This window comes from Saccharopolyspora sp. NPDC000995 (genome assembly GCF_053599315.1).
The window spans coordinates 1-19,554 of sequence record NZ_JBSFLZ010000039.1 but is presented as its reverse complement, the minus strand read 5'-3'; the positions used below and the strand labels follow the sequence as shown (position 1 = coordinate 19,554).

Below are 19,554 nucleotides of genomic sequence, written 5' to 3'. Positions count from 1 at the left end.
TCACAGCACGCGCCGGTGCGGCACGGCGTCGAACTGGTAAGTCGAGTCGAGCACGTGCGGGCAGTCCCGCGCCCAGCCGTAGTCGACGCCAGGGTGCAGGGTGTGCAGCACAGTGACGTCCCAGTCCCGGCCGCGCGGCGCCGGCTCGCTGACCATCCGGGTGCCGTCGGCGAGGGTGATCTCCGGCAGCAGCGGGTCGAAGTAGTGCACATCGATCCCGATCCGGCGCAGCCCATCGAGGATCGGCAGCGCCGGCGACTCGCGGAGGTCCCGCACACCCGCCTTGTAGCTGACCCCGGCGACCACCACCCGGGCCCCGGAATGGTCGACGCCCGCGTCGGCGAGCATTTCCACCACGCGCTGCACCACCTGGCCGGGCCGCTTGTCGATCGAGCGCATCGCCTGCTCGATGACCGGCGTCGAGACGCCCTCCCGCCGCAGCTGCCACAGCAGGTAGTACGGGTCGCACGGGATGCAATGCCCACCGACCCCGGGCCCCGGGAAGCTGCCCAGGAACCCGTACGGTTTGGTCCCGGCCGCGATGGTCACCTCGATCGGGTCCAGGCCAAGCACCGAGCACGCGTCGGCCATCTCGTTGGCCAATGCCAGGTTCACCGCGCGGAAGATGTTCTCGTAGAGCTTGGTCAGCTCGGCGGCCTCCGGCGAGCTCACCAGGTACACCGAATCGGTCATCCGCGACACGACCTCGGCAGCCCGGTCGGCGCACCGAGGTGTGACGCCTCCGACGACGCGTGGCGTCTCCCGTTGCACGTGGTCGAAGTTTCCGGGGTCGATGCGCTCCGGGCTGAACGCGACGTGCACGTCGGTGCCCACCCGCATGCCCCGCTGTTCCAGCGGCTCGACCAGCAGCTGCCGGGTGGTGCCAGCGAACGTCGTCGAGGTCAGGATGATCGTCTGACCGCGTCGGGCGAACGTGACCACGGTCTCGCAGGCCGCCCGCAAGGCGGTCAGGTCCGGCTGATGCGCGGTGTCGACCGGAGTCGGCACGCACACGATCACCGCGTCGGCGCGGGCGAGCACCGACGGATCGGAGGAAAGCTGCAGGTCGCCGGCGGCCAGTGAAGCAGCCAATGCGCGCCGCTCCAGCTCAGGCATATCCACCTCTCCGGCCTTGATGGCCTGCAAGCGGTCCTCGCTGATGTCGAAGCCGATAACCCGTGCCGTCGGCGCTTTCAGCGCGCACGCGGTGGGCAAACCCACGTAGCCCAGCCCGACGACGACCACCGATTCGGTGTGTTCGGGCATCCTCGGCTCGAACGCGATCAGCCGGTCCGCCAACAGGCGTTCCCGGCCGTTGACCGCCAACGCAAGCGGATGTTCAGTCACGGTTCCTCCCCCAGTTCGCCGTGCTCAAAGCACTCTCGCAGCTTGTTACCGGCCGGTTCTCCCACAGCGGGGGGAGCTCGATTACCGAATACTGACGAGGCCCGCGGATCAGTCCTGCCCAGCGGCGCGGAGGTATGGCGAATTCGCGCGAAATCGCATTACCCGTCACCGGATTGGGGGCGATTTCGCGCGAGTTCGACGTTTCGCGCGCGAACCTCTAGCGCTTGATCTTCAGCTCGTGGCGAAGTCGCTTGGCCAGCAGTCGCAGCGAGCCGTCCCGGTCCCCCACATAGGTACGCGGCAGGGCATGCCGGCTGGACAGCAGCGAACGCCAGATCGCGCAAGCGTAGTCGTACCCGGCGGCCTCGACCGTGTTCATCGCCCGCAGGTCGACATCGCCGTACGGGTAGCAGAACCCGCCGACGTCCTGACCGGTGAGTTCGCTTAGCAGCTCCCGGCTCTCGGCCACCTCTACGATCAGCTCGTGATCGTCCAATTCGGACATCCGCTGGTGCAGCATCCCGTGCGAGCCGACCTCCATCCCCGCGTCGGCGACCTCGCGGATCTCCTCGGAGGTCAACAACCGCTTGCGCGGGCCGTCGGCGTCCCAGGCGTTGTGCCCGCCGGGCCGCCCGGCGATCACGAAAACGGTCGCGGTGCACCCGTGCTTCAACAACGTCGGCTGTACATTGTGGACGAAATCCGTGTAGCCGTCGTCGAAGGTCAACCCGACCAAACCGCGTCCGCCCCCGGTCCGGCGCGCCTGCATCAGCTCGCGCATCGACACCCCGCGCAGCCCGTTGCGGCGCAACCAGCGCAGCTGGCGGTCGAAGCGCTGCGGATCGACCGTCACCAGGTACGGATCGCGGGCATAGACGGCCACGGAGTGGTACATCAACACGAACGGGAACGGACGTTCGGTTCCGGTCCGGACCCAGTTGCTAACGGTCTGCGTCATGAAGTGGCCGCTTTCCTCGGCAGCAGATGCCGCAAACGCTAGGCAGACAGCAGGGCACCTGGATCCGGCCAGTGCGGTAAGCCCACTACCGCATCGGCAGGATTATCACCTGGAAGGGGTCCGATTTCGCAAAAAACTGACCGCCGCCCGGGTGAGACTCGGCAGTTCAGAGCGCTCCGTACTCGCCGACGCGGCGGCCTCCCACCCAGGTCTGCAGGGTCTTGGTCTGCCAGCGGGCCCGGCCGGGCGGCGGGTCCAGCGGGTCCTGGTCGAAGATGACGAAGTCCGCCCACTTGCCCGGCTCCAGACCGCCGAGCACCCGTTCCGGGTGCGCGGCGAATGCGGCGTCGAGGGTGAACGATCGCAACGCCTCCTCCGGGCTCATCGACTGCTCCGGGTACCACCCGCCGACGGGCTGACCGTCGCGGTCGGTGCGGGTGACCGCGGCGTGCAGGCCGTCGAAGGGATTTTTCCGAGGACACGAGTTGGTGCGGATGGTCAGCTCGCCGGAATTCGCAAGCTGGTGCAGCACCGCGAGTTCGACGGTGCTGGTGCCCGCATCGCTGACCGAGGTGAGCCCGACCTCGTTGAGCTTGCGCTGCGCGGCGAGGAAGTTCTGCTTGATACCCTCGACCGTCGGCTTCGGCAGGTGCTGTTCGACGAGGTCCTGCGCCGCATCGACGAACGCCCCGGTCGGCGCGCCGTCGGGCCGCGCTCGATCTCGCCGCCGGGAGGGGTCTGGGTGTCGCGTGTGACGCCGCCCCGCCGCAACGCGGCCGAGTTGGCCACCCCGGCGTGCTCGTCGACCCGGACCAGCCACACCGGCCGGTCGGGCACCACCGCGTCCAGGTCCGCCGCCGACGGCAGTCGGCCGAGTCCCCAGATCACGTCGTTCTGCTCCACAGGCTGACACCGCCAGCCCGGCGGCCAGAATGTTCTTCGCGGCGTTGATGTCCCGGTCATGCCGGACACCGCAGCCGTCACATGTCCATTCGCCGACGTTGAGCGGCATCGAGTGCCGACCCGCGTGGAGCACACAGAAACGGCCTTCCGCCTCGCCGAGAAGTCCTGGCAGACCCATGAGCGCCCGGGCAAGCCCCCGCTTGGTCGGTCAGCTCAACGCGGCGATCGGCGGGACTCGGTGGCCAACGAGGCCCGGGCCGAAATGACCGAGTACTACGGCAATCCGGACTTCGCGAACGCCATGGTCACCGCCCTGGCGACCTGCAGGCCCAACTCCAACGCCTCGATGAACTCGGCGCCGACGAGGTGATGCTCTACTGCTGGTCCCCTGACCCGGACGAGGTCGACCGCTTGGCCGACGTCACGTCGTGACGCCAAGGGGTCGTAATTGGCGCAGCCGGTAAGAACCGGCATTGCCGCTCACGACCCCGTCCTCGAACCCGGATCACCAGGCGACGGGCAGGGACTCGGGGCCGCGGTTGATCGTTCCGCGACGCCAGCGCATCTCTTCGGGGCGGCACGCCAGGCGCAGTTGCGGGAAATGCCGCAGCAGGCTGGAGATCATGACCTGGGCTTCCATCCTCGCGAGCGCGGCTCCGGCGCAGAAGTGGGTGCCGTGCCCGAAAGCGATGTGCGGATTGTCGCCGCGTTCGACGTCCAACCGGTGCGGGTCGGTGAAGATCTCCTGATCGCGGTTGGCCGCGAGGTAGGAGACGTACACGGCCTCGCCCTCGGCGATGGTGACCTCGCCGATGCGGATGTCCTCCATGGCGATGCGCGGCAGGCCGACACCGTTTCGGTGCGGCACGTACCGGAACAGCTCTTCGACCGCCTGCTGCACCGATCCATCGCCGAGCAGCACCTGTTGTTCGGGGTTGGTAAGCAGCGCGTAGATCATGCTCGAGCTGTTGTTGCGGACCGCGTCCATGCCGTTGAGCTGCAGGATGACGGCCAGGGAGATCAGCTCAGCCTGGCTCAGCTCGCCCGCCGCCCGCGCCGCGACCAGACTGCTGAACACGTCATCGCCCGGCCTCCGTCGGAGGCGCTCGGCCAGGTCGGTGAAGTACTGGCGGAGCTCGGCCTTGACGGCGTCCGCTTCGGCACGCGAATGGTTGCTGGACAACAAGATCTGCCGCCAGGAGTGCATCTGCGGCCAGTCCAGGCGAGGCACGCCCATGAGCTCGCTGATGACCTGTGTGGACAGTGGCCCGGTGAAGGAGCCGACTAGGTCCGCGGGTGGGCCTTGCGCGGCCACGCGCTGGAGCAGCTCGTCCGCGATCCGCTCCGTCCGCGGCCGGATCGCTTCCACCCGGCGCGGGGTGAAGCTCTGCGAGAGCAGCCGCCGAAGGCGGGTGTGATCGGGAGGATCGGTGCGCCCGATACCGCCGGGGAGCCCCACGATGTGCGGCGTCATGCTGGTGACCGGTCTATCGACGGTGGCGGCGCGGCTGAACCCGGGATGCGAGGCGACGGTCCTGACGTCCTCGTGCCGGGTAACCAGCCAAGCGTCGCCCTCGCCGAAGCGGAGCCGGATCCGAGCAACCGGTTCCTCGGCGAGAAGCCTGGTCAGGAACGGGTCGAAGTCGAGCCCGTCGAGGTCCTCGACGGCCCACAAGTGCGCGACACGATCGGAGCCCTGCTTCACACCGCTCATGCGTGGCCTCCCCCACAAGGCAGCCAGCCCAGCACGGATGACCGCCACACGATTCCCAACACGACGACACCAGAGTCGCCCCGGCCCACTCCCTCCGCCGCCCGAAACCCCCAATCCAGTGCCCCGCACGAGTCATGGGCGGAAATCGTCGCCCCAACGACCATTCCCGCCCACGTCCCCGCAACAGCGGTCACCAGACCGGCTGGTGGAACACCTATGCACCCGACGCGATTCGAGAAGACTTCGAGGACTACCTAGAAGTCGAGGAAGTGGCGACGCGCCTGCAAACTTTCGAGATCCACCTCGTCCCCGGACTTCTGCAAACCGCCAAGTACTACAGCCCAAAAGACTTACGGGAGCTCACCTGGTGCTCGGCGGCGAGCGGTGCTCAGCACTGGAAGTAGAAGTACGCCTCGTCGCCGATCGCGACGAGCTGCCGGTCGCGGATCACCGTGGACCTCGGGCGATCCGGCCTGGCACTGAAACCGCCAGCTGGAACGGTCTTCCGGCGCGAACTCCGTCCGTTCGGCACGACCCGCACGACGGGGCCGAAGGGGACCGAACCAGTTGGTGACACCGAGTGCCCCTCATACCGTCAGATCGTCCAGGTGTCGTTGCCCGTGAGGAGGGACTGGAGGTCGGCGGGCTTGGCCTGCACCGCCTCCGCCACCTGGGCTCGGGCCAGGTCGTCGTAGGTCGGGCGGTTGACCGCTCGGAAGATTCCGGTTACCGCCGGGTTGAGGTCCTGGCCGCCTAGGCGGGACAGCGCGAAGGCGTAGGACGGGTCTTCGCGGTTGGCGTCGTGGACCACAACGTCAGATTCGTCCACTTCGGACAGCTTGGTGACCCGGAAGCCGTCGCGGTCCTGGACCACCCCGTAGCGCTCGTCCTCCGGGCCGAACACGATCGGCTCGCCGTGCATGAGCGCGACGATCCGGCGCTGCTTCTCGTCGTTGTCCTTCAACACGTCGAACGCGCCGTCGTTGAAGATCGGGCAGTTCTGGTAGATCTCCACCAGCGCGCTGCCTCGGTGCTCCGCCGCCGCCTTCAGCGTTTCCGTCACGCTCGCGCGGTCCGAGTCGATCACCCGCGCCACGAACGACGCCTCCGCGCCCAGCGCCAGCGACACCGGGTTGAACGGGTGGTCCAGCGATCCGACCGGGGTCGACTTGGTGACCTTGCCGACCTCGCTGGTCGGCGAGTACTGGCCCTTGGTAAGGCCGTAGATCCGGTTGTTGAACAGCAGGATCTTAAGGTTCACGTTGCGGCGCAGGGCGTGGATGAGGTGGTTGCCGCCGATGGACAGCGCATCGCCATCACCGGTCACCACCCACACCGACAGGTCCGGTCGGCTGGTAGCCAGGCCGGTGGCGATCGCCGGCGCGCGGCCATGGATGGAGTGCATCCCGTAGGTGTTCATGTAGTACGGGAACCGGGACGAGCATCCGATGCCCGAGATGAACACGATGTTCTCACGCTTGAGCCCCAGCGACGGCAGGAAGCCCTGCACCGCGTTGAGCACGACGTAGTCGCCGCACCCCGGGCACCAGCGGACTTCCTGGTCGGACTTGAAGTCCTTCGCCTTCTGCGGCTCGTCAGCGGTCGGCACGCCGGCCAACCCGCCGAGAACCGGGATTCCCAGATCGGTGGTGGTCACGCGGGCACCCCCTGCACAACTTCGGTGAGCACGTTCTGCAGTTCCTCTGCCCGGAACGGGAGTCCGGCGACTTTTGTGTAGGACTGCACGTCGACCAGGTAGCGGGCGCGCAGCAGCATCGCCAGCTGGCCGAGGTTCATCTCCGGGGCGATCACCTTGTCGTAGCTCCGCAAGACGTCGCCGAGGTTTCCCGGCATCGGGTTGAGGTAGCGCAGGTGGGCCTGGGCGATCGACATGCCCAGCGCGCGCACCCGGCGGCAGGCAGCGCCGATCGGCCCGAACGACGAGCCCCAGCCGAGCACCAGCACGCGGGCATCGCCGTCGGGGTCATCGACGGTCATGTCCGGGACCTGCACACCGTCGATCTTGGCCTGTCGCAGCCGGACCATCTTGTCGTGGTTGTCCGGGTCGTAGGAGATGTTGCCCTTGCCGTCGGCCTTCTCCAGGCCGCCGACGCGGTGCTCCAACCCGGGCGTGCCCGGCACGGCCCACTCGCGGGCCAGGGTCTCGGGGTCTCGCGCGTATGGCCAGAACTCCCCTGAGCCGTCCGGCGCGTTGGGCTCGGTGGCGAACTCGACCCGCAGGTCAGGCAGCTGATTGACATTCGGGATGAGCCACGGCTCGGAGCCGTTGGCGATCGCGCCGTCGGACAGCAGCAGCACCGGGGTCCGGTAGGTCAGCGCGATTCGCGCTGCATCCAGAGCGGCCTCGAAGCAGTCCGCTGGCGAGCACGGGGCGATCACCGGCACCGGCGACTCGCCGTTGCGGCCGTAGAGCGCCTGCAGCAGGTCCGCCTGCTCGGTCTTGGTGGGCAGCCCGGTGGACGGCCCGCCGCGCTGGATGTCGCACACCAGCAGCGGCAGTTCCAGCGTCACCGCCAGGCCGATGGTCTCGGACTTCAACGCCAACCCCGGCCCAGACGTGGTGGTCACGCCCAGCGCACCGCCGAAGGAGGCGCCCAGCGCCGCGCCGACACCGGCGATCTCGTCTTCCGCCTGGAAGGTCGTGACGCCGAAGTTCTTGTGCTTGGCCAGCTCGTGCAACACGTCCGAAGCGGGCGTGATCGGGTAGGTGCCGAGGAACACCGGCAGCCCGCTGCGCTGCCCTGCGGCGACGATGCCGTAGGCGAGCGCGGTGTTGCCGGTGATCTGCCGGTAGGTCCCGGTTGGCAGCTTCGCGGGCGCGACCTCATAGGTGACCGCGAAGGCCTCGGTGGTCTCGCCGTAGTTCCAGCCCGCCCGGAACGCGAGGATGTTGGCCTCGGCGATCTGCGGCTTCTTCGCGAACTTCTCCCGCAGGAACCGCTCGGTGCCCTCGGTGGGCCTGTGGTACATCCACGACAGCAGGCCGAGGGCGAACATGTTCTTGCAGCGCTCGGCGTCCTTCTTGCCCAGCCCGCTGCCGTCGAGCGCGCCCTGGGTGAGGGTGGCCATCGCGACCTGGTGCACCGCGTAGCGCTCCAGCTCGCCGCTTTCCAGGGGGTTGGCGTCGTAGCCGACCTTCGAAAGGTTGCGCTTGCTGAACTCGTCGGTGTTGACGATCAGGATGCCGCCGTGCGGCAGATCGCCGATGTTGGCCTTCAGCGCCGCCGGGTTCATCGCCACCAGCACGTCCGGCCGGTCGCCGGGGGTGAGGATGTCGTAATCGGCGAAGTGGAGCTGGAAGCTGGACACACCGGGCAGGGTTCCGGCGGGGGCCCGGATCTCGGCCGGGAAGTTCGGCAGCGTTGCCAGGTCGTTCCCGAAGGCCGCGGCCTCCGAGGTAAACCGGTCTCCGGTCAGCTGCATGCCGTCGCCGGAGTCACCAGCGAACCGGATCACCACCCGGTTCAGCTTCCGGGTGCCGTTCGACCGGTGCCCGTTCGTCGTACTCAATTGGCCCGTTCCCCTTCACCAGGCAACGTTCATCCTGTGGCGAACGATACAGCCTCGGTTCTTATTCCGATCATAACCACGGCCCCCGTGCCATCACTTCCGCACGCGCCCGCACGAAACCCCCCGAACCACCGCGATCTTCACCGAAACGATTAAGTTCCACATTCGGCCGCAGGTGGCGACACCTGTATCGAACTACCCGAAATGCGGTGCCCGTATCCAGGCGCGACGCGAAAACTCGGGCTACGAGCTCGACCATACCGATCGAACGGAAAACCGTGTGATCCATAACACTTTTTTAAGTTCTCATGATGTGGGAGCACGTACCCCGGAACGACCCGATACCTTCCGTGCGGCACCCTCTCTCTACATCCCTGCGACGATCCACTGCGCTGGAGGAAACATGTCGTTGCATCCGGACGCCGAGCCGTTCGTCGCGCTCATGCAGGAGTACTTCCCCGACCTCGGCGGCGCGGTCACCGACGCCGCGCAAGCCCGCGCGATGATGTCCGAGGGCACGGCGGCGCGACCCCGCCAACCGGTGGCGAAGGTCGAAGACCGGCTCATACCCGGACCGCCCGGCGTGCAGATCCCGGTTCGCATCTACTGGCCGCGAGCCAGCGGCGAGCCGATGCCGGTGGTCGTGTACTTCCACGGCGGCGGCTGGGTTCTCGGCGATCTGGAGAGCCACGACGGCGTCGCCCGCTCGATGGCCAACGGCACCGGCGCGATCGTCATCGCCGTGCACTACCGGCTCGCTCCCGAAAACCGCTATCCGGCAGCCGCCGATGATGCTTATGCCGCAACTCAATGGGCCTCCGACCACGCCGCGGAGCTCGGCGGCGATCCGGCCCGCCTCGCAGTCGCGGGGGACAGCGCTGGCGGCAACCTGGCCGCGGTGACGTCGTTGCGGGCCAACGAGAACGGCGGCCCGGACATCGCATTCCAAGTGCTGGTCTACCCGGTCACCGACCACGACTTCACCACCGAATCCTATGTGGACAGCGGTCCGGACTGCTTGATCATGACCAGCCACATGATGTGGTTCTGGGACCAGTACGCGCCCAACGCCGCGGATCGCGACCACCCGCACGCCTCCCCGCTGCGCGCCGCCGACCTCGCCGGGTTGCCGCCCGCGCATGTCCTGACTGCCGGCCGCGACCCGCTGCGCACCGAGGGCCAGCGCTACGCCAAGCGGCTGCAAGATGCGGGCGTGCCCACTAGCATCCAGCACTGCCCGGGCCTGTTCCACGGCTTCACCGGCGGCGCGGACCTGCTGCCGCCTGCCGGTGAAGCGATGGCCGAGGTGCACCGCGTGCTGCGGGAAGCCTTGAAATCGGAGAGGGAGTGACCGCGCGGTCGCCGCGCCCGCACTCGCATCTGTTGATGCCCTACCGGCCGCAACGGCCGCCTGCCGAGCAAAGACTGCGAGAAGTGTCCGAACACCTCGACGCCCGGCGCAGCGTGGGTTCGTCCACATCGGATCATCCCCACCCGGCCGCGGCGCGTCTGATCTGCGTTCGAGGTGCGCGCCCCGACCTGCGGTGCTGGGCTGGTAGTCAACGGCGAACGAGGAGGTGGACACGGTGGTCGAAGAGGTCGACGTTGTGGTCATCGGCATGGGGCCGGGCGGCGAGGACGTGGCGGGACGGCTGGCGAGCGCGGGCCTGGACGTGGTAGGGGTCGAATCGCGGCTGGTCGGCGGCGAGTGCCCGTATTTCGCCTGCATCCCGACCAAGATGATGGTGCGGGCGGCCGACGCCCTCGGTGAGGCGCGCCGGGTGCCCGAACTCGCCGGGCAGGCGACCGTGTGGCCGGACTGGACGCCGGTCGCGAAGCGAATCCGCGACGAGGCGACCACCGAATGGAACGACGAGATCGCGGCGCGGCGCTTCGAGGACACTGGCGGCCGGCTGGTGCGCGGCGTCGGCCGGATCAGCGCGCCCAGCGAGGTCACCGTCGACGGCCAGGTGTTGCGGGCCCGCCGCGGCATCGTGCTCAACCCCGGGACCGATCCGGTGGTCCCGCCGATCGACGGGCTCGCCGAGAGCCCGTACTGGACCAACCGCGACGCGGTGCCCGCGACCAGCGCGCCCGAGTCGCTGCTGGTGCTCGGTGGCGGCCCGGTCGGGCTGGAGTTCACGCAGGTCTTCGCCCGGTTCGGCACCGCGGTGACGGTTCTGGAGATGCATCCGCGGCTGCTGTCGGTGGCCGAACCAGAGGCTTCCGAGGTGGTCACGGAGGCGCTGCGCGCCGACGGCGTCCAGGTCCGCACCGGCTGCGCGGTCGAGCGCGTCAAGTACGACGACCAGTTCCAGGTGCACCTGGATTCGGGAGAGGTGCTGACCGCCGAGCGCCTGCTGGTCGCCACCGGTCGGCGCACCGACCTGCGCGCGCTGGGGGTTGCGGCCGTCGGGTTGGACGACCAGGCCAGGAGCATCCCGGTCGACGGCCGCATGCGGGCCGCCGACGGCGTTTGGGCGATCGGCGACATCACCGGTCGAGGCGCATTCACGCACACCTCCGTCTACCAGTCCCGGATCGCGGCGGCCGATATCCTCGGTCAGGGCAGCGAGGTCGCCGACTACCGCGCGATGCCTTCTGTCATCTTCACCGACCCCGAGGTCGCCACCGTCGGGCTGACCGAATCCCGGGCCCGGAAGCAGGGAATCCCGGTGCGCACCGCCACCACCCAGATCTCCGCGTCGACGCGCGGCTGGATCCACAAGATCGACAACGGGGGGATCATCAAGCTCGTCGCCGACGCCGAACGGGGCGTGCTGGTCGGCGCCACCGTGGCCGCGCCCGCCGGCGGTGAGATCATCGGCGCGCTGGCAGTGGCCGTGCACGCCGAGGTCCCAGTACAGCGCCTGCGCGAGATGATCTTCGCCTACCCGACGTTTCACCGGGCGATCGAGGCGACCCTCGCTGAACTGGACGCCTGACGGGCCGGTCAGCGGCCTCCGCCGTGCGCCTCCCGACGGCGGCGCTTGCTGGCGTACATGTCGCGGTCGGCGCTGTGCAGCAGCACGTCCGGCGCGGCAGCAGGGTCGGAAGTGGTGGTGTAGCCGACGCTGGCGCGCAGTCGCATTCGGGTTCCGTACACCTTCACATCGGTGTTCAGGTGCTGCTCCACGCGGTCCCGCAGCGACCGCGCGGCGTCCTCGTCCGGCAACAGGCTGACCACGACGAACTCGTCGCCACCGATGCGGGCGACGGTGTCACCGGCCCGCACCGCCAGCTGCAGCTCGCGCGCGGTGGCGATCAGAAGCTGATCGCCGAGCGCGTGCCCGAAGCGGTCATTGACCGGCTTGAGCTGGTCCAGATCGGCCACCACCACCACCAGCACGCTGTCACCTCGCGCCAGCTGCTGCAGCCCATGGTCGAGCCGGTCGGCCAGCAGCGCACGGTTCGCCAGCCCGGTCAGCGGGTCGTGCAGCGCCAGGTGCGCGAGGTGGGCGTCCACCAGGCGCTGCTCGCCGATGTCCTCGTACTGGCTGACGACGAACGCCGGCGCGCCGTCCGCGCCCGGCACGGTGGTCGCCCGGATCAGCATCCAGATCGGATGGCCGTTCTTGTGCCGGTAGCGCTTCTCGATGCTGGTGCTGTCCCGGTTGCCCTCGATGAGTTCGACGAGAGCGACCATGCCCTGCTCCTCGTCGTCCTCGTAGGTGACGTCGGCGAACGACATCGACAGCATCTCCTTGCGCGTGTAGCCGAGCATGCCGCAGAGCGTGTCGTTGACCGCCGTCCACGCGCCCTTGAGGTCCAGTACCGCCATGCCGATCGGCGCGTTGGCGAAGCTGCGCTGCCAAAGCAGCTCCGCCTCCCGACGCCTGGTGATGTCCTGGATCTGGGACAGGAAGTGGATAGCCTGGCCGTGGCTGTCCCGGATGAACGACCGCGCCACCAACGCCCAGATGACGCTGCCGTCGGAGCGGATGTAACGCTTCTCTAGGACGTCCGGGGACTCGATCGGCCCCTCCGGATCGATGTCATCGGGGTGCGTGATGGCCCGGTAGTCCAGGCCCTCCAGCTCCTCCCGCCGGTAGCCGAGCATCCGGCACATGGCTTCGTTGACGTACAGGAAGTGGCCCTGCAAGTCAAGGATGGCCATCGCAGACGCCGCCTGGTCGAAGACGCGCTGCCAGGGCACGTCAGCGGCGTAGTTCGGCTCCGAGGGGGACATGAGAACCGAACCATAGCGGGCCGAACCCTGGCACGCATCGGCGTGGTCGTCCACCTCGCGTTTCAGGCGTCGCCGCGGTTCATCGCCAGCAGCCGGTTCAGCACCTCCGGCGAGGCCTTGACGCCATCATGCTCGTACTCGTTGGTGACCCACGTGCGCACGCCGCGCACCTGCTGCGCCGACTCCAGCGTCTGGTCGCGGTCGACGAACATGTCGTCGTGGTACTCCGCTGCGGCGACCGGAACATCGTTGCGCGTTAGACGGTCGAGGTCGTAGAGGTGCGGCCAGTGCGCCTTGGCGGCCAGCAGCTCGGCGGCCTCCCGCAGCGGCACCAGCGACGGATCCTGCTCGGACAGCCAGGGGTAGATCATCTCGCCAGTGAAGTTGACCCGCCCAAAGCTGGGCCAGTCGAACTCGTCGAGCTCCGCGCGCACCGGTGGGCGGACCACTGCGACGCTGCGCCCCGGCAGTAGATGGCCTCGTGCAGCGCGGCGTAAGGGGCGCTCGGCGAAGGAGACCACAGCGTCCACACCACGCTGGAACGCGTCCAAGAGGAAGTCGCCGACGAACGCCTCCGCCAGCGGGTAGTGCAGCGCGTCGAACCGCGACGCCTGGCCGAACTGGATGCCCAACGTCTGGAAGCGCTCCGGCGTCAACCGCTCCCCCGTCGGCATGATCACCTCATGCTCGGCGAGGTGTTCGACTACGCGCCGCGCGATGGCGGCGTCCTCCGGGTAGCGGGCGAAGTAGGCGTCGTTTCTGCGCAGCGTGCGCGAGTACGCGGTGCGGTAGACCTCGGCGGCGTGCCCGGTCAGGGTCGGAATACCGCCGGTGATCACCACTTGGCGCAAGCCCTCCGGTGCCAGCGACAGGTAGGTCAGCGCGCAGAAGCCGCCGAAGCTCTGCCCCAGCACCGACCACGGCTCGTCGCCGATCAGCTGCTTGCGCAGCACATCGGCGTCCCGAACGATCGAATCGGCGCGCTCACGGCCAGGTGCTCGGCCTGCCCTGCCGCCGACAGGCCCGCCAGCGTCTGGCGGTGGGCCGGGGCGCTGCGCCCGGTGCCCCGCTGGTCCAGCAGCAGCACCCGATAGTCCTGCAGGGCGCGGCACAGCCAGGCGCTGGTGCTCAGCGGCCGTTCCGCCTTGCCGCCCGGTCCGCCCTGGAAGTAGACCAGCCACGGCAGTGCCCGGGCCTCGTTGCCGGGGGCCACCACCTCCCTCCCGAAGACCTCGATCTCCCCGGCGCCCCGGTCGTCGTGGCGCAACGGCACCCGGAATACGTGGTCCCGGGCCACCAAACCCGGACGGCGATACGTGACGGCGGACATCCGCCCTACCTTCCAACGTGGACTAGACGAGTAAGTCCGAATACGATCAATGATCGTAGGCGGTGAGCGAGCGAGTGATTGGCTGGCCGGTGCGGAAGCTGTGCCAGATCGCGGCGGCCAGGGCTAGCACGCGCTAGGCGACGCGCACGCTGACTCCCTCGGCCGTGCGGGCGCCGTGTTGTTCCAGGTCCAGCTGGCCTTTCAGGGTGTCGTTGACCGACTCGATGAGTTGGCGGATTTTCTTGAGCATCGGCCCGCCTGCTCGCAGGACCTCCTTCTTACGCGACGGGCGCAGCAGCGTGATGCCCTGCTACTTCGATTCGAAGATCCGGCTGGTCGAAAAGAGCGCGTCGCCGGCGATGAGGCCCGCGCCGACCAGGTTGGACTTGATCTCCTCGCACATGGCCGTCGTGCAGTCCACTGCGGACTCCGCCGAGGCCATGCACTCCTTCCGCGAGAAGCAAAAGTCCGAATTACGCTGGCGGTGACCACTGTGGACGGATTGCTGCACCCGCGGTCGGTGGGCGTCGTCGTCGGAGCCTCCGACCGCTCCGCGATGGCCGGCTGGCTCACCCGCCCCCTGCAGGGCTTCGGCGGCGCGGTGTACCCGATCAACCCGAACTACCAGGAGATCCACGGGCTGTCCTGCTACCCATCGCTGCGGGAAGTACCCGGACCGGTGGACCAGGTTCTGGTGTGGTGCCAGCCGCGCCCTGACCAGGCGAGGCCGGCGGCGCGGAGCTGCTCGACGCGATGCTGGTCGCCCGGCTGGCGGGTCGGCTGGCGGCTGGCCTGGCAAGGCCACCGCGATCGCGCGGGAACTCGGCGATCACGTCGTGCTGAAGGTCCAATCCCCCGAGGTGGCGCACAAAAGCGATGTCGGCGGCGTCGTGGTCGGGCGTTCCCGCCGAGCAGGTCCTCGAGGCCGAAGAGGACATGCTCGAAACCGTCGCGGTGAACGTGCCGCAGGCGCACATCGACGGCGTGCTGGTGCAGGAACTGCTGCCCAGCGGCGTCGAGCTGCTGGTCGGGGTGCAGGGCGGCAAGCACGGCTACCCGCTGGTGTTGACCGTCGGCATGGGCGGCACCACGACCGAGCTGTACCCGGACGTGGTCTCCGGCCCCGGGCCGGTGGACGCCGAGTAGGCCACCGGGCTGCTGCGGCAGCTGCGAGGCCGACCGCTGCTGGACGGATCCCGCGGCCGCCCGCGCTGCGACGTAGCGGCAGCGGCCGCCGCGATCGCATCGATCTCCCAGGCGGCAGCCGAACTCGGCGACCGCCTGGGTGAGTTTGAGATCAATTCCCCGTTGTCCACGGGTCGGGCGCCGTCGCCGCGGACCTGGTCGTGACCGGACATCACCGGAGGTAGTTGTTGAGCGGGTCGACGCAGCCCTGCGCGACGGGTCGTTCCTGCCATGTCCGCGCCATCCTCAGCGGAGACGCACGCCGCGCAGGGACGTCACACCGCACTTTCCACGCCTACTTCACGCACCCGCTTCAGTACTCGACCAACTCCGTGGCGGGGAGAACCGAGCCCACTCCCGTCATGCGCACCGCGTTGCACCTGTTCAACAAGACGGCCGCGCTCAACCGCGCGGAGAAGGAGCTTCAGGGCAGCGGAAAGGAGTCGGTCGCATGACCCCGACGTTGTCCGAACTGCGCCAGACAGTGCGCAAACTGTACCGGAGTTGGCGGGCCTCGGCCGGTACCGGCCGAGGCCGGACGCCTGGCTGCGGTCCTTCGACCTCGACTTCACAAAGGAGCTCGCCGAACGAGATTGGCTGGGCATGACCTGGCCTCGTTCGGTGGGCGGCGGCGAGCAGTCAAACCTGGCGCGGCTGGTGATGGTCGAGGAACTGCTGCGGGCAGGCGCTCCGAGGGGCGGATGATCGTGTCGATGGCAACGCCTGGCGGCAGGTGACCAAGCAGCTCGCCTACGAATGCGGCGGGCCCGAGCGGGTGCTGTCCACGTATCCCGTGTTGTAGGAGCCGCTGGGCAGTAGCGACGAAGGCCTGCTCGCCGAGATCGGCGAGCAGGTGGCCCGTTTGGCGACGCTTCGGGCTTGTGCGTGCAGGTCGCCGAGGCGCTCAACGCGGACGAGACTCCGGTGCGGGCCGCCGCCGCGACGTTGGAAGTGGCTCGGCACGACCTTCGAACGCGACGTGCTCGAATGTATCTGCCGGGCAACGGATTCCGGTCTCGTCTCGCCCGAGAGCGCGCTGGGCGAGGCTACCCTCGCATCGCCCGGTTTCGGCATCCGCGGCGGTTACTCCGAGGTGCTGCTGTCCATCCTCGCCAAGCAGGAGGCCCGACGTTGCGCAACTCTTTGATCATCGAGGAGCCGACGGGACGCTGGAAGACCTGGCGGAGCTGATCACCGCGACGTCGGCGAGCGACGTGAGCGTGCCGCTGCTCGAATGGCGTTGTCGCAGTGGATTCTCGGCGAGCAGCTCCCGGCTGGGCTGGTCGTCACGGCGACTGCGTTAGAGAACGTGCCGTGGGCGCGGTACGCCAGTCACATCGTGGTGCGCCGAGAGCGGGAATCCGCTTATCTGGCCGAGCTGAACGGCGACGTCGAGCACGGCCAGAACCTCGCCGGTGAACCGCGCGGATCCGAGCGTCAGGGGCCACGACGCCCCTGCCCGACGCGCCCCCCGCACGATGCCGTGCTTGCCCGCGCCGCTGTGCTAAACCCGGCCGCGCTGCTCGGGCGCCGCGCGTGGCGCATACGTGCGCACCCGAGTACACGTCACGCAGCGGGAGCAGTTCGGCCGTCCGCTCGTCGCATTCAAGGCGGTGGCCAACGGTCTGGCCGAGACACGCACGCATCTGGTCGCCACCGAAGCCGCGGTGGAGCATTCGGTGAGAATCCAGGAAGGAGACCCGGCGGAACGCGCTTTCACCGTCTCGGCGGCCGCGAAAGTCGCGGCAGCGCAGGCGGCCGCCAGCATCGCTCGTGCGACACACCAGCTGCACGGGGCGATGAGCGTGAGCCGCGAGCACTCGCTGCACCACGTCACGCGGAAGTTGTGGGCGTGGCGCGATGAATGCGGCAGCGAGCGCCACTGGTCGACAGGGCTCGGGCAGGCGGCGCTCGCCACAGGCGAAACCGGCTTCTGGGAGTGCCTCACCGCCTGAGCTGCCGCCACCCGCGTCGGGCACAATGCCGTTGTCGCGATGCGAGGCCGGGATGGGCAGCCGCGGTGGCGGAACCGCTCGCACGCACCGGGCCAGCTCATCTCGGCGTGAAACCGCCATCGGCCGGGTGTGCGCAACGGCGTGCCGAAGGACAATCCGGCTGCCCGAGCATCCCGTTCCCCGCACCATGCCCGATCCCGGGCAGCACCCCGTATTCTGTCGGTGTGACGGCGGCATCCGAATCTTCGGCTAACAACGGCTCCGCCATTCCGCGCGGCCAGGGCGGCGACGCGCTCTCCGTTGCGGCGCGCGAGATCTTCGCCGAGCGCGGATACCACGGCGCATCCATTCGGGACATCGCCAAGCGAGCCGGATTGAGTCTGTCAGCGCTGTACTACTGGCATTCCAGCAAGCAGGAGCTCTTCGCCGGGCTGCTCGAGGACAGCGTCAACGACTACGTGCAAGCCTGCGACGCGGCTCTTCGCGACTGCGGCAACGATCCGGTCGAGCGGCTGCGCGCGATCGTGCGCGCCACGGTGGACTACCGGGTGCGGCGGCGAGTGGAAAGCACCATCGCGGTGCGGGAGATCCGGAACCTGAAGGACGAGCACGCGCGGCGGCTCGCCGCGCTGCGCGAGTCGGCGACCCGGCTGTTCCGGGACATCATCGACGAAGGCGTGCGGCGCGGGGCCTTCTCCTGCGAGCACCCCGGCGAGGCCCGCCTCGCGATCCAGGCCGCGTGCAACGCGATCCCGCAGTGGTACGACCCGGAACGCGATGTGGGACCGGCCGAACTGGCCGACCGCTACGTCACCATCGCGCTGCGCATCGTGGGTGCCTAGCTCCGGCGCGGGACGGCGAAACCTGGCCGTTCCTCGTTGACTTCCAGCTTCGTCGAAGTCCTAGCTTCATGCCGCTTGGAAGAGCGGCAGGAACAATGGCATCGCGATTGGCTCGCGGCGTTTGGCCTCGCCGATCGCGCGGCGCTGGCCACGGAGATCCGCGACGGCGAACTGGATTCCCGGCAACCGGAAACGGCCGCCGCCGTGGGAGTCGGTGCTGGATGGGTTGGCCGGGAGAGCGAAGTCCACACTTCCTCCTTAACGATCGTTAAGTGCCCCTAGGCACGCTTCCGCAGGTAGTACAAGAGGACGAATGAGGGCGTTCTTTACGTCCCGCGCGGGCGCCCCGTAGCGTGCGGAAATCCCTGGTGCGCAAGGCGAGTGCACGCATCGGTTCCAATGCGCGGAGTGCGCAGATCTCAGGAGAGTACGTGACCACAACGGCCGAGCAACGGGTCAGCTGCACCATCACCGACGGCGTGGCGGACGTGCGGCTGAACCTCCGGGCAAGCTCAACGCGCTCGACCAGGCCATGTTCGACGCCCTGGTTACGACCGGGCTGCGGCTGCGGGACGACAACAACGTGCGGGCCGTGGTGCTCACCGGCGAGGGCCGGGCCTTCTGCGCCGGGCTGGACTTCGACAACTTCCAGCAGATGGCCAACGGCAGCGACCGGCCCCCGAACCGCAAGGCCGTCACCCCAGAGTCGATCGGCCCGGCCAAAACCGCGGCCCGCAGACGGCGCACGTGTGGGCGACGCTGCCGGTGCCGGTGATCGCGGCGGTGCGCGGCGTGGCCTTCGGCGGCGGCCTGCAGGTGACGCTGGGCGCGTGAATCCGGCTCGTCGCGCCGGACGCGAAGCTGTCGGTGATGGAGATCAAGTGGGACTTGGCGCCGGACATGACCGGCACCCACCTGCTCCCGGAACTCGTAGGCCGCAATGTCGCCAAGGAGCTGACCTACACCGGCCGCATCATCAGCGGAGGAGAAGCCGCCGCCCTGGGCCTGGCCACCCGGCGCGAGTCCGACCCGCTGACCGCAGCTCTCGCCCTGGCGGCCGAAATCGCCGCCAAGAGCCCGGAAGCGATCCGCTACGCCAAGCAACTCCTCGACCTCGCGGTGACCGTCGGCGGCGCTGCTGTCGGCGCAGTCGATGCGCACACGGGCGGGGCAACCCTCGCCGAAGGCTTCGAAGCCGATCAAACGGCGATCAGAGCCTGATCGGCAGTCCCAACCAGGTTGAGGCGGTCAAGTCCAACCTCGAAAAGCCCGCCCCGAACTTCGCCAACCACTTGAACCCGACGCGCCAGTCGCCGTGGCCCGCAGCTTCAACTGAAACTGCGGGCCATCTACCTGAGGTTTCGCGGTTATGCGGCGGTTGCGGTGCTGGTCGTGGGCCTGTCGGGATATTGATCTGTTGTGTTCTGGCCTGCGGTGATGGCCGTAATTCGGGCTCGGCGGAAGGCGATGAGCATGTCGTCGATGCTGATGTGGGTCTTTTTGCGGTTCCAGGGCGCGCGGGTGCGGGCGGTGGCCAGGTCCGCCTCGGCGGTGCCGTGCGCGGCGTACCACAGGGTGAGGATGGTCAGGCCCAGCATCG

The 19,554-nt window shown here is 68.6% G+C and carries 21 protein-coding genes and 5 pseudogenes; 11 read left to right on the top strand and 15 right to left on the bottom strand.

Translation table 11 applies throughout. The features are described 5' to 3' along the window. The 5 genes and pseudogenes from ACWDKQ_RS15660 to ACWDKQ_RS15640 all read right to left on the bottom strand — a co-directional run. Positions 1-1,347: a nucleotide sugar dehydrogenase gene (locus ACWDKQ_RS15660; RefSeq protein WP_450139441.1), complete on the bottom strand. Its 1,347-nt coding sequence runs from the start codon at positions 1,345-1,347 to the stop codon at positions 1-3. A gap of 217 nt (positions 1,348-1,564) precedes the next feature. Next, positions 1,565-2,305, bottom strand: coding sequence for a polysaccharide deacetylase family protein (locus ACWDKQ_RS15655; RefSeq protein ID WP_450139440.1), 741 nt, complete (start codon positions 2,303-2,305; stop codon positions 1,565-1,567). Positions 2,306-2,471: 166 nt separating this feature from the next. Next, entirely contained in the window at positions 2,472-3,125 is a 654-nt protein-coding gene (locus tag ACWDKQ_RS15650; protein ID WP_450139466.1) for an amidohydrolase family protein, read from the bottom strand. After that, positions 3,071-3,268: pseudogene (locus tag ACWDKQ_RS15645) on the bottom strand (hypothetical protein); the annotation flags it as partial. The pseudogene ACWDKQ_RS15645 and the gene ACWDKQ_RS15650, both read right to left, overlap by 55 nt. Continuing rightward, positions 3,243-3,317: pseudogene (locus tag ACWDKQ_RS15640) on the bottom strand (zinc ribbon domain-containing protein); the annotation flags it as partial. The pseudogenes ACWDKQ_RS15640 and ACWDKQ_RS15645, both read right to left, overlap by 26 nt. A 15-nt stretch (positions 3,318-3,332) precedes the next feature. Here ACWDKQ_RS15640 and ACWDKQ_RS15635 point away from each other — a divergent pair. After that, positions 3,333-3,578, top strand: a complete 246-nt coding sequence (locus ACWDKQ_RS15635) for a hypothetical protein (RefSeq protein ID WP_450139439.1) — start codon at positions 3,333-3,335, stop codon at positions 3,576-3,578. A gap of 135 nt (positions 3,579-3,713) precedes the next feature. Here ACWDKQ_RS15635 and ACWDKQ_RS15630 read toward each other — a convergent pair whose 3' ends face one another. Then, complete coding sequence (locus tag ACWDKQ_RS15630) at positions 3,714-4,922, bottom strand: cytochrome P450 (RefSeq protein ID WP_450139438.1); 1,209 nt, start codon at positions 4,920-4,922, stop codon at positions 3,714-3,716. Positions 4,923-5,056: 134 nt separating this feature from the next. Between ACWDKQ_RS15630 and ACWDKQ_RS15625 the strand changes: the two genes are divergently transcribed. Next, positions 5,057-5,326 carry a Scr1 family TA system antitoxin-like transcriptional regulator gene (locus ACWDKQ_RS15625; RefSeq protein ID WP_450139437.1) on the top strand — a complete coding sequence of 90 codons (270 nt, stop codon included), beginning with the start codon at positions 5,057-5,059 and terminating at the stop codon, positions 5,324-5,326. Between the two features lie 191 nt (positions 5,327-5,517). Here the strand turns inward: ACWDKQ_RS15625 and ACWDKQ_RS15620 are convergent, their stop codons facing one another. After that, positions 5,518-6,579, bottom strand: coding sequence for a 2-oxoacid:ferredoxin oxidoreductase subunit beta (locus ACWDKQ_RS15620; protein ID WP_450139436.1), 1,062 nt, complete (start codon positions 6,577-6,579; stop codon positions 5,518-5,520). Beyond that, entirely contained in the window at positions 6,576-8,453 is a 1,878-nt protein-coding gene (locus ACWDKQ_RS15615; protein ID WP_450139435.1) for a 2-oxoacid:acceptor oxidoreductase subunit alpha, read from the bottom strand. Before ACWDKQ_RS15615 ends, ACWDKQ_RS15620 begins: the two co-directional genes overlap by 4 nt. Positions 8,454-8,856: 403 nt before the next feature. Here ACWDKQ_RS15615 and ACWDKQ_RS15610 point away from each other — a divergent pair, with 403 nt between their 5' ends. Together ACWDKQ_RS15610 and ACWDKQ_RS15605 are read left to right on the top strand one after the other, a co-directional pair. Then, on the top strand, positions 8,857-9,804 hold the full coding sequence (locus tag ACWDKQ_RS15610; protein ID WP_450139434.1) for an alpha/beta hydrolase: 948 nt from the start codon (positions 8,857-8,859) through the stop codon (positions 9,802-9,804). A gap of 226 nt (positions 9,805-10,030) precedes the next feature. Further along, positions 10,031-11,398 (top strand): dihydrolipoyl dehydrogenase family protein, encoded by a 1,368-nt coding sequence (locus ACWDKQ_RS15605; protein WP_450139433.1) that lies wholly within the window; start codon positions 10,031-10,033, stop codon positions 11,396-11,398. Positions 11,399-11,406: 8 nt separating this feature from the next. Here the strand turns inward: ACWDKQ_RS15605 and ACWDKQ_RS15600 are convergent, their stop codons facing one another. The 5 genes and pseudogenes from ACWDKQ_RS15600 to ACWDKQ_RS15580 all read right to left on the bottom strand — a co-directional run bounded on the left by ACWDKQ_RS15600 (position 11,407) and on the right by ACWDKQ_RS15580 (position 14,414). Beyond that, positions 11,407-12,642, bottom strand: a complete 1,236-nt coding sequence (locus ACWDKQ_RS15600; RefSeq protein ID WP_450139432.1) for a PAS domain S-box protein — start codon at positions 12,640-12,642, stop codon at positions 11,407-11,409. Positions 12,643-12,704: 62 nt separating this feature from the next. Continuing rightward, positions 12,705-13,595, bottom strand: a complete 891-nt coding sequence (locus tag ACWDKQ_RS15595; RefSeq protein ID WP_450139431.1) for an alpha/beta fold hydrolase — start codon at positions 13,593-13,595, stop codon at positions 12,705-12,707. Continuing rightward, on the bottom strand, positions 13,577-13,972 hold the full coding sequence (locus tag ACWDKQ_RS15590; protein ID WP_450139430.1) for a hypothetical protein: 396 nt from the start codon (positions 13,970-13,972) through the stop codon (positions 13,577-13,579). The genes ACWDKQ_RS15595 and ACWDKQ_RS15590 overlap by 19 nt, the downstream gene beginning before the upstream one ends. A 46-nt stretch (positions 13,973-14,018) precedes the next feature. Further along, positions 14,019-14,279: pseudogene (locus ACWDKQ_RS15585) on the bottom strand (IS982 family transposase); the annotation flags it as partial. A gap of 3 nt (positions 14,280-14,282) precedes the next feature. Next, positions 14,283-14,414 (bottom strand): hypothetical protein, encoded by a 132-nt coding sequence (locus ACWDKQ_RS15580; protein ID WP_450139429.1) that lies wholly within the window; start codon positions 14,412-14,414, stop codon positions 14,283-14,285. Positions 14,415-14,456: 42 nt separating this feature from the next. On the opposite strand from ACWDKQ_RS15580, the pseudogene ACWDKQ_RS15575 reads away from it, so the two are divergent. The 5 genes and pseudogenes from ACWDKQ_RS15575 to ACWDKQ_RS15555 form a co-directional block, all read left to right on the top strand. Beyond that, positions 14,457-14,669 (top strand): annotated as a pseudogene (locus ACWDKQ_RS15575) (CoA-binding protein); the annotation flags it as partial. 179 nt (positions 14,670-14,848) lie between these two features. Next, a complete protein-coding gene (locus ACWDKQ_RS15570; protein WP_450139428.1) occupies positions 14,849-15,118 on the top strand; it encodes an acetate--CoA ligase family protein in 270 nt (89 codons plus the stop codon). A 543-nt stretch (positions 15,119-15,661) separates the two neighbouring features. Next, positions 15,662-15,862, top strand: a complete 201-nt coding sequence (locus ACWDKQ_RS15565; RefSeq protein WP_450139427.1) for an acyl-CoA dehydrogenase family protein — start codon at positions 15,662-15,664, stop codon at positions 15,860-15,862. A gap of 827 nt (positions 15,863-16,689) precedes the next feature. Next, positions 16,690-17,112 (top strand): annotated as a pseudogene (locus tag ACWDKQ_RS15560) (acyl-CoA dehydrogenase family protein); the annotation flags it as partial. Positions 17,113-17,336: 224 nt separating this feature from the next. Then, complete coding sequence (locus ACWDKQ_RS15555; RefSeq protein WP_450139426.1) at positions 17,337-17,954, top strand: TetR family transcriptional regulator; 618 nt, start codon at positions 17,337-17,339, stop codon at positions 17,952-17,954. Positions 17,955-18,020: 66 nt separating this feature from the next. On the opposite strand, the gene ACWDKQ_RS15550 is transcribed toward ACWDKQ_RS15555, so the two are convergent. After that, positions 18,021-18,203, bottom strand: coding sequence for a hypothetical protein (locus ACWDKQ_RS15550; RefSeq protein ID WP_450139425.1), 183 nt, complete (start codon positions 18,201-18,203; stop codon positions 18,021-18,023). Positions 18,204-18,486: 283 nt separating this feature from the next. Here ACWDKQ_RS15550 and ACWDKQ_RS15545 point away from each other — a divergent pair, with 283 nt between their 5' ends. Together ACWDKQ_RS15545 and ACWDKQ_RS15540 are read left to right on the top strand one after the other, a co-directional pair. Beyond that, positions 18,487-18,729 carry an enoyl-CoA hydratase-related protein gene (locus ACWDKQ_RS15545; RefSeq protein ID WP_450139424.1) on the top strand — a complete coding sequence of 81 codons (243 nt, stop codon included), beginning with the start codon at positions 18,487-18,489 and terminating at the stop codon, positions 18,727-18,729. 95 nt (positions 18,730-18,824) lie between these two features. After that, on the top strand, positions 18,825-19,175 hold the full coding sequence (locus tag ACWDKQ_RS15540) for an enoyl-CoA hydratase-related protein (protein ID WP_450139423.1): 351 nt from the start codon (positions 18,825-18,827) through the stop codon (positions 19,173-19,175). A 146-nt stretch (positions 19,176-19,321) separates the two neighbouring features. On the opposite strand, the gene ACWDKQ_RS15535 is transcribed toward ACWDKQ_RS15540, so the two are convergent. Beyond that, a partial coding sequence (locus ACWDKQ_RS15535) for a hypothetical protein (protein ID WP_450139422.1) occupies positions 19,322-19,554 on the bottom strand: 233 nt, incomplete at its 5' end.

Bases quoted from the DNA above. Each gene is read 5' to 3' on its own strand.
- ACWDKQ_RS15630 (WP_450139438.1), bottom strand. From the start codon at position 4,922: ATGAGCGGTGTGAAGCAGGGCTCCGATCGTGTCGCGCACTTGTGGGCC.
- ACWDKQ_RS15545 (WP_450139424.1), top strand. From the start codon at position 18,487: ATGTTCGACGCCCTGGTTACGACCGGGCTGCGGCTGCGGGACGACAAC.
- ACWDKQ_RS15540 (WP_450139423.1), top strand. From the start codon at position 18,825: ATGGAGATCAAGTGGGACTTGGCGCCGGACATGACCGGCACCCACCTG.
- ACWDKQ_RS15590 (WP_450139430.1), bottom strand. From the start codon at position 13,972: ATGTCCGCCGTCACGTATCGCCGTCCGGGTTTGGTGGCCCGGGACCAC.
- ACWDKQ_RS15600 (WP_450139432.1), bottom strand. From the start codon at position 12,642: ATGTCCCCCTCGGAGCCGAACTACGCCGCTGACGTGCCCTGGCAGCGC.
- ACWDKQ_RS15655 (WP_450139440.1), bottom strand. From the start codon at position 2,305: ATGACGCAGACCGTTAGCAACTGGGTCCGGACCGGAACCGAACGTCCG.
- ACWDKQ_RS15610 (WP_450139434.1), top strand. From the start codon at position 8,857: ATGTCGTTGCATCCGGACGCCGAGCCGTTCGTCGCGCTCATGCAGGAG.
- ACWDKQ_RS15625 (WP_450139437.1), top strand. From the start codon at position 5,057: ATGGGCGGAAATCGTCGCCCCAACGACCATTCCCGCCCACGTCCCCGC.
- ACWDKQ_RS15570 (WP_450139428.1), top strand. From the start codon at position 14,849: ATGTCGGCGGCGTCGTGGTCGGGCGTTCCCGCCGAGCAGGTCCTCGAG.
- ACWDKQ_RS15580 (WP_450139429.1), bottom strand. From the start codon at position 14,414: ATGGCCTCGGCGGAGTCCGCAGTGGACTGCACGACGGCCATGTGCGAG.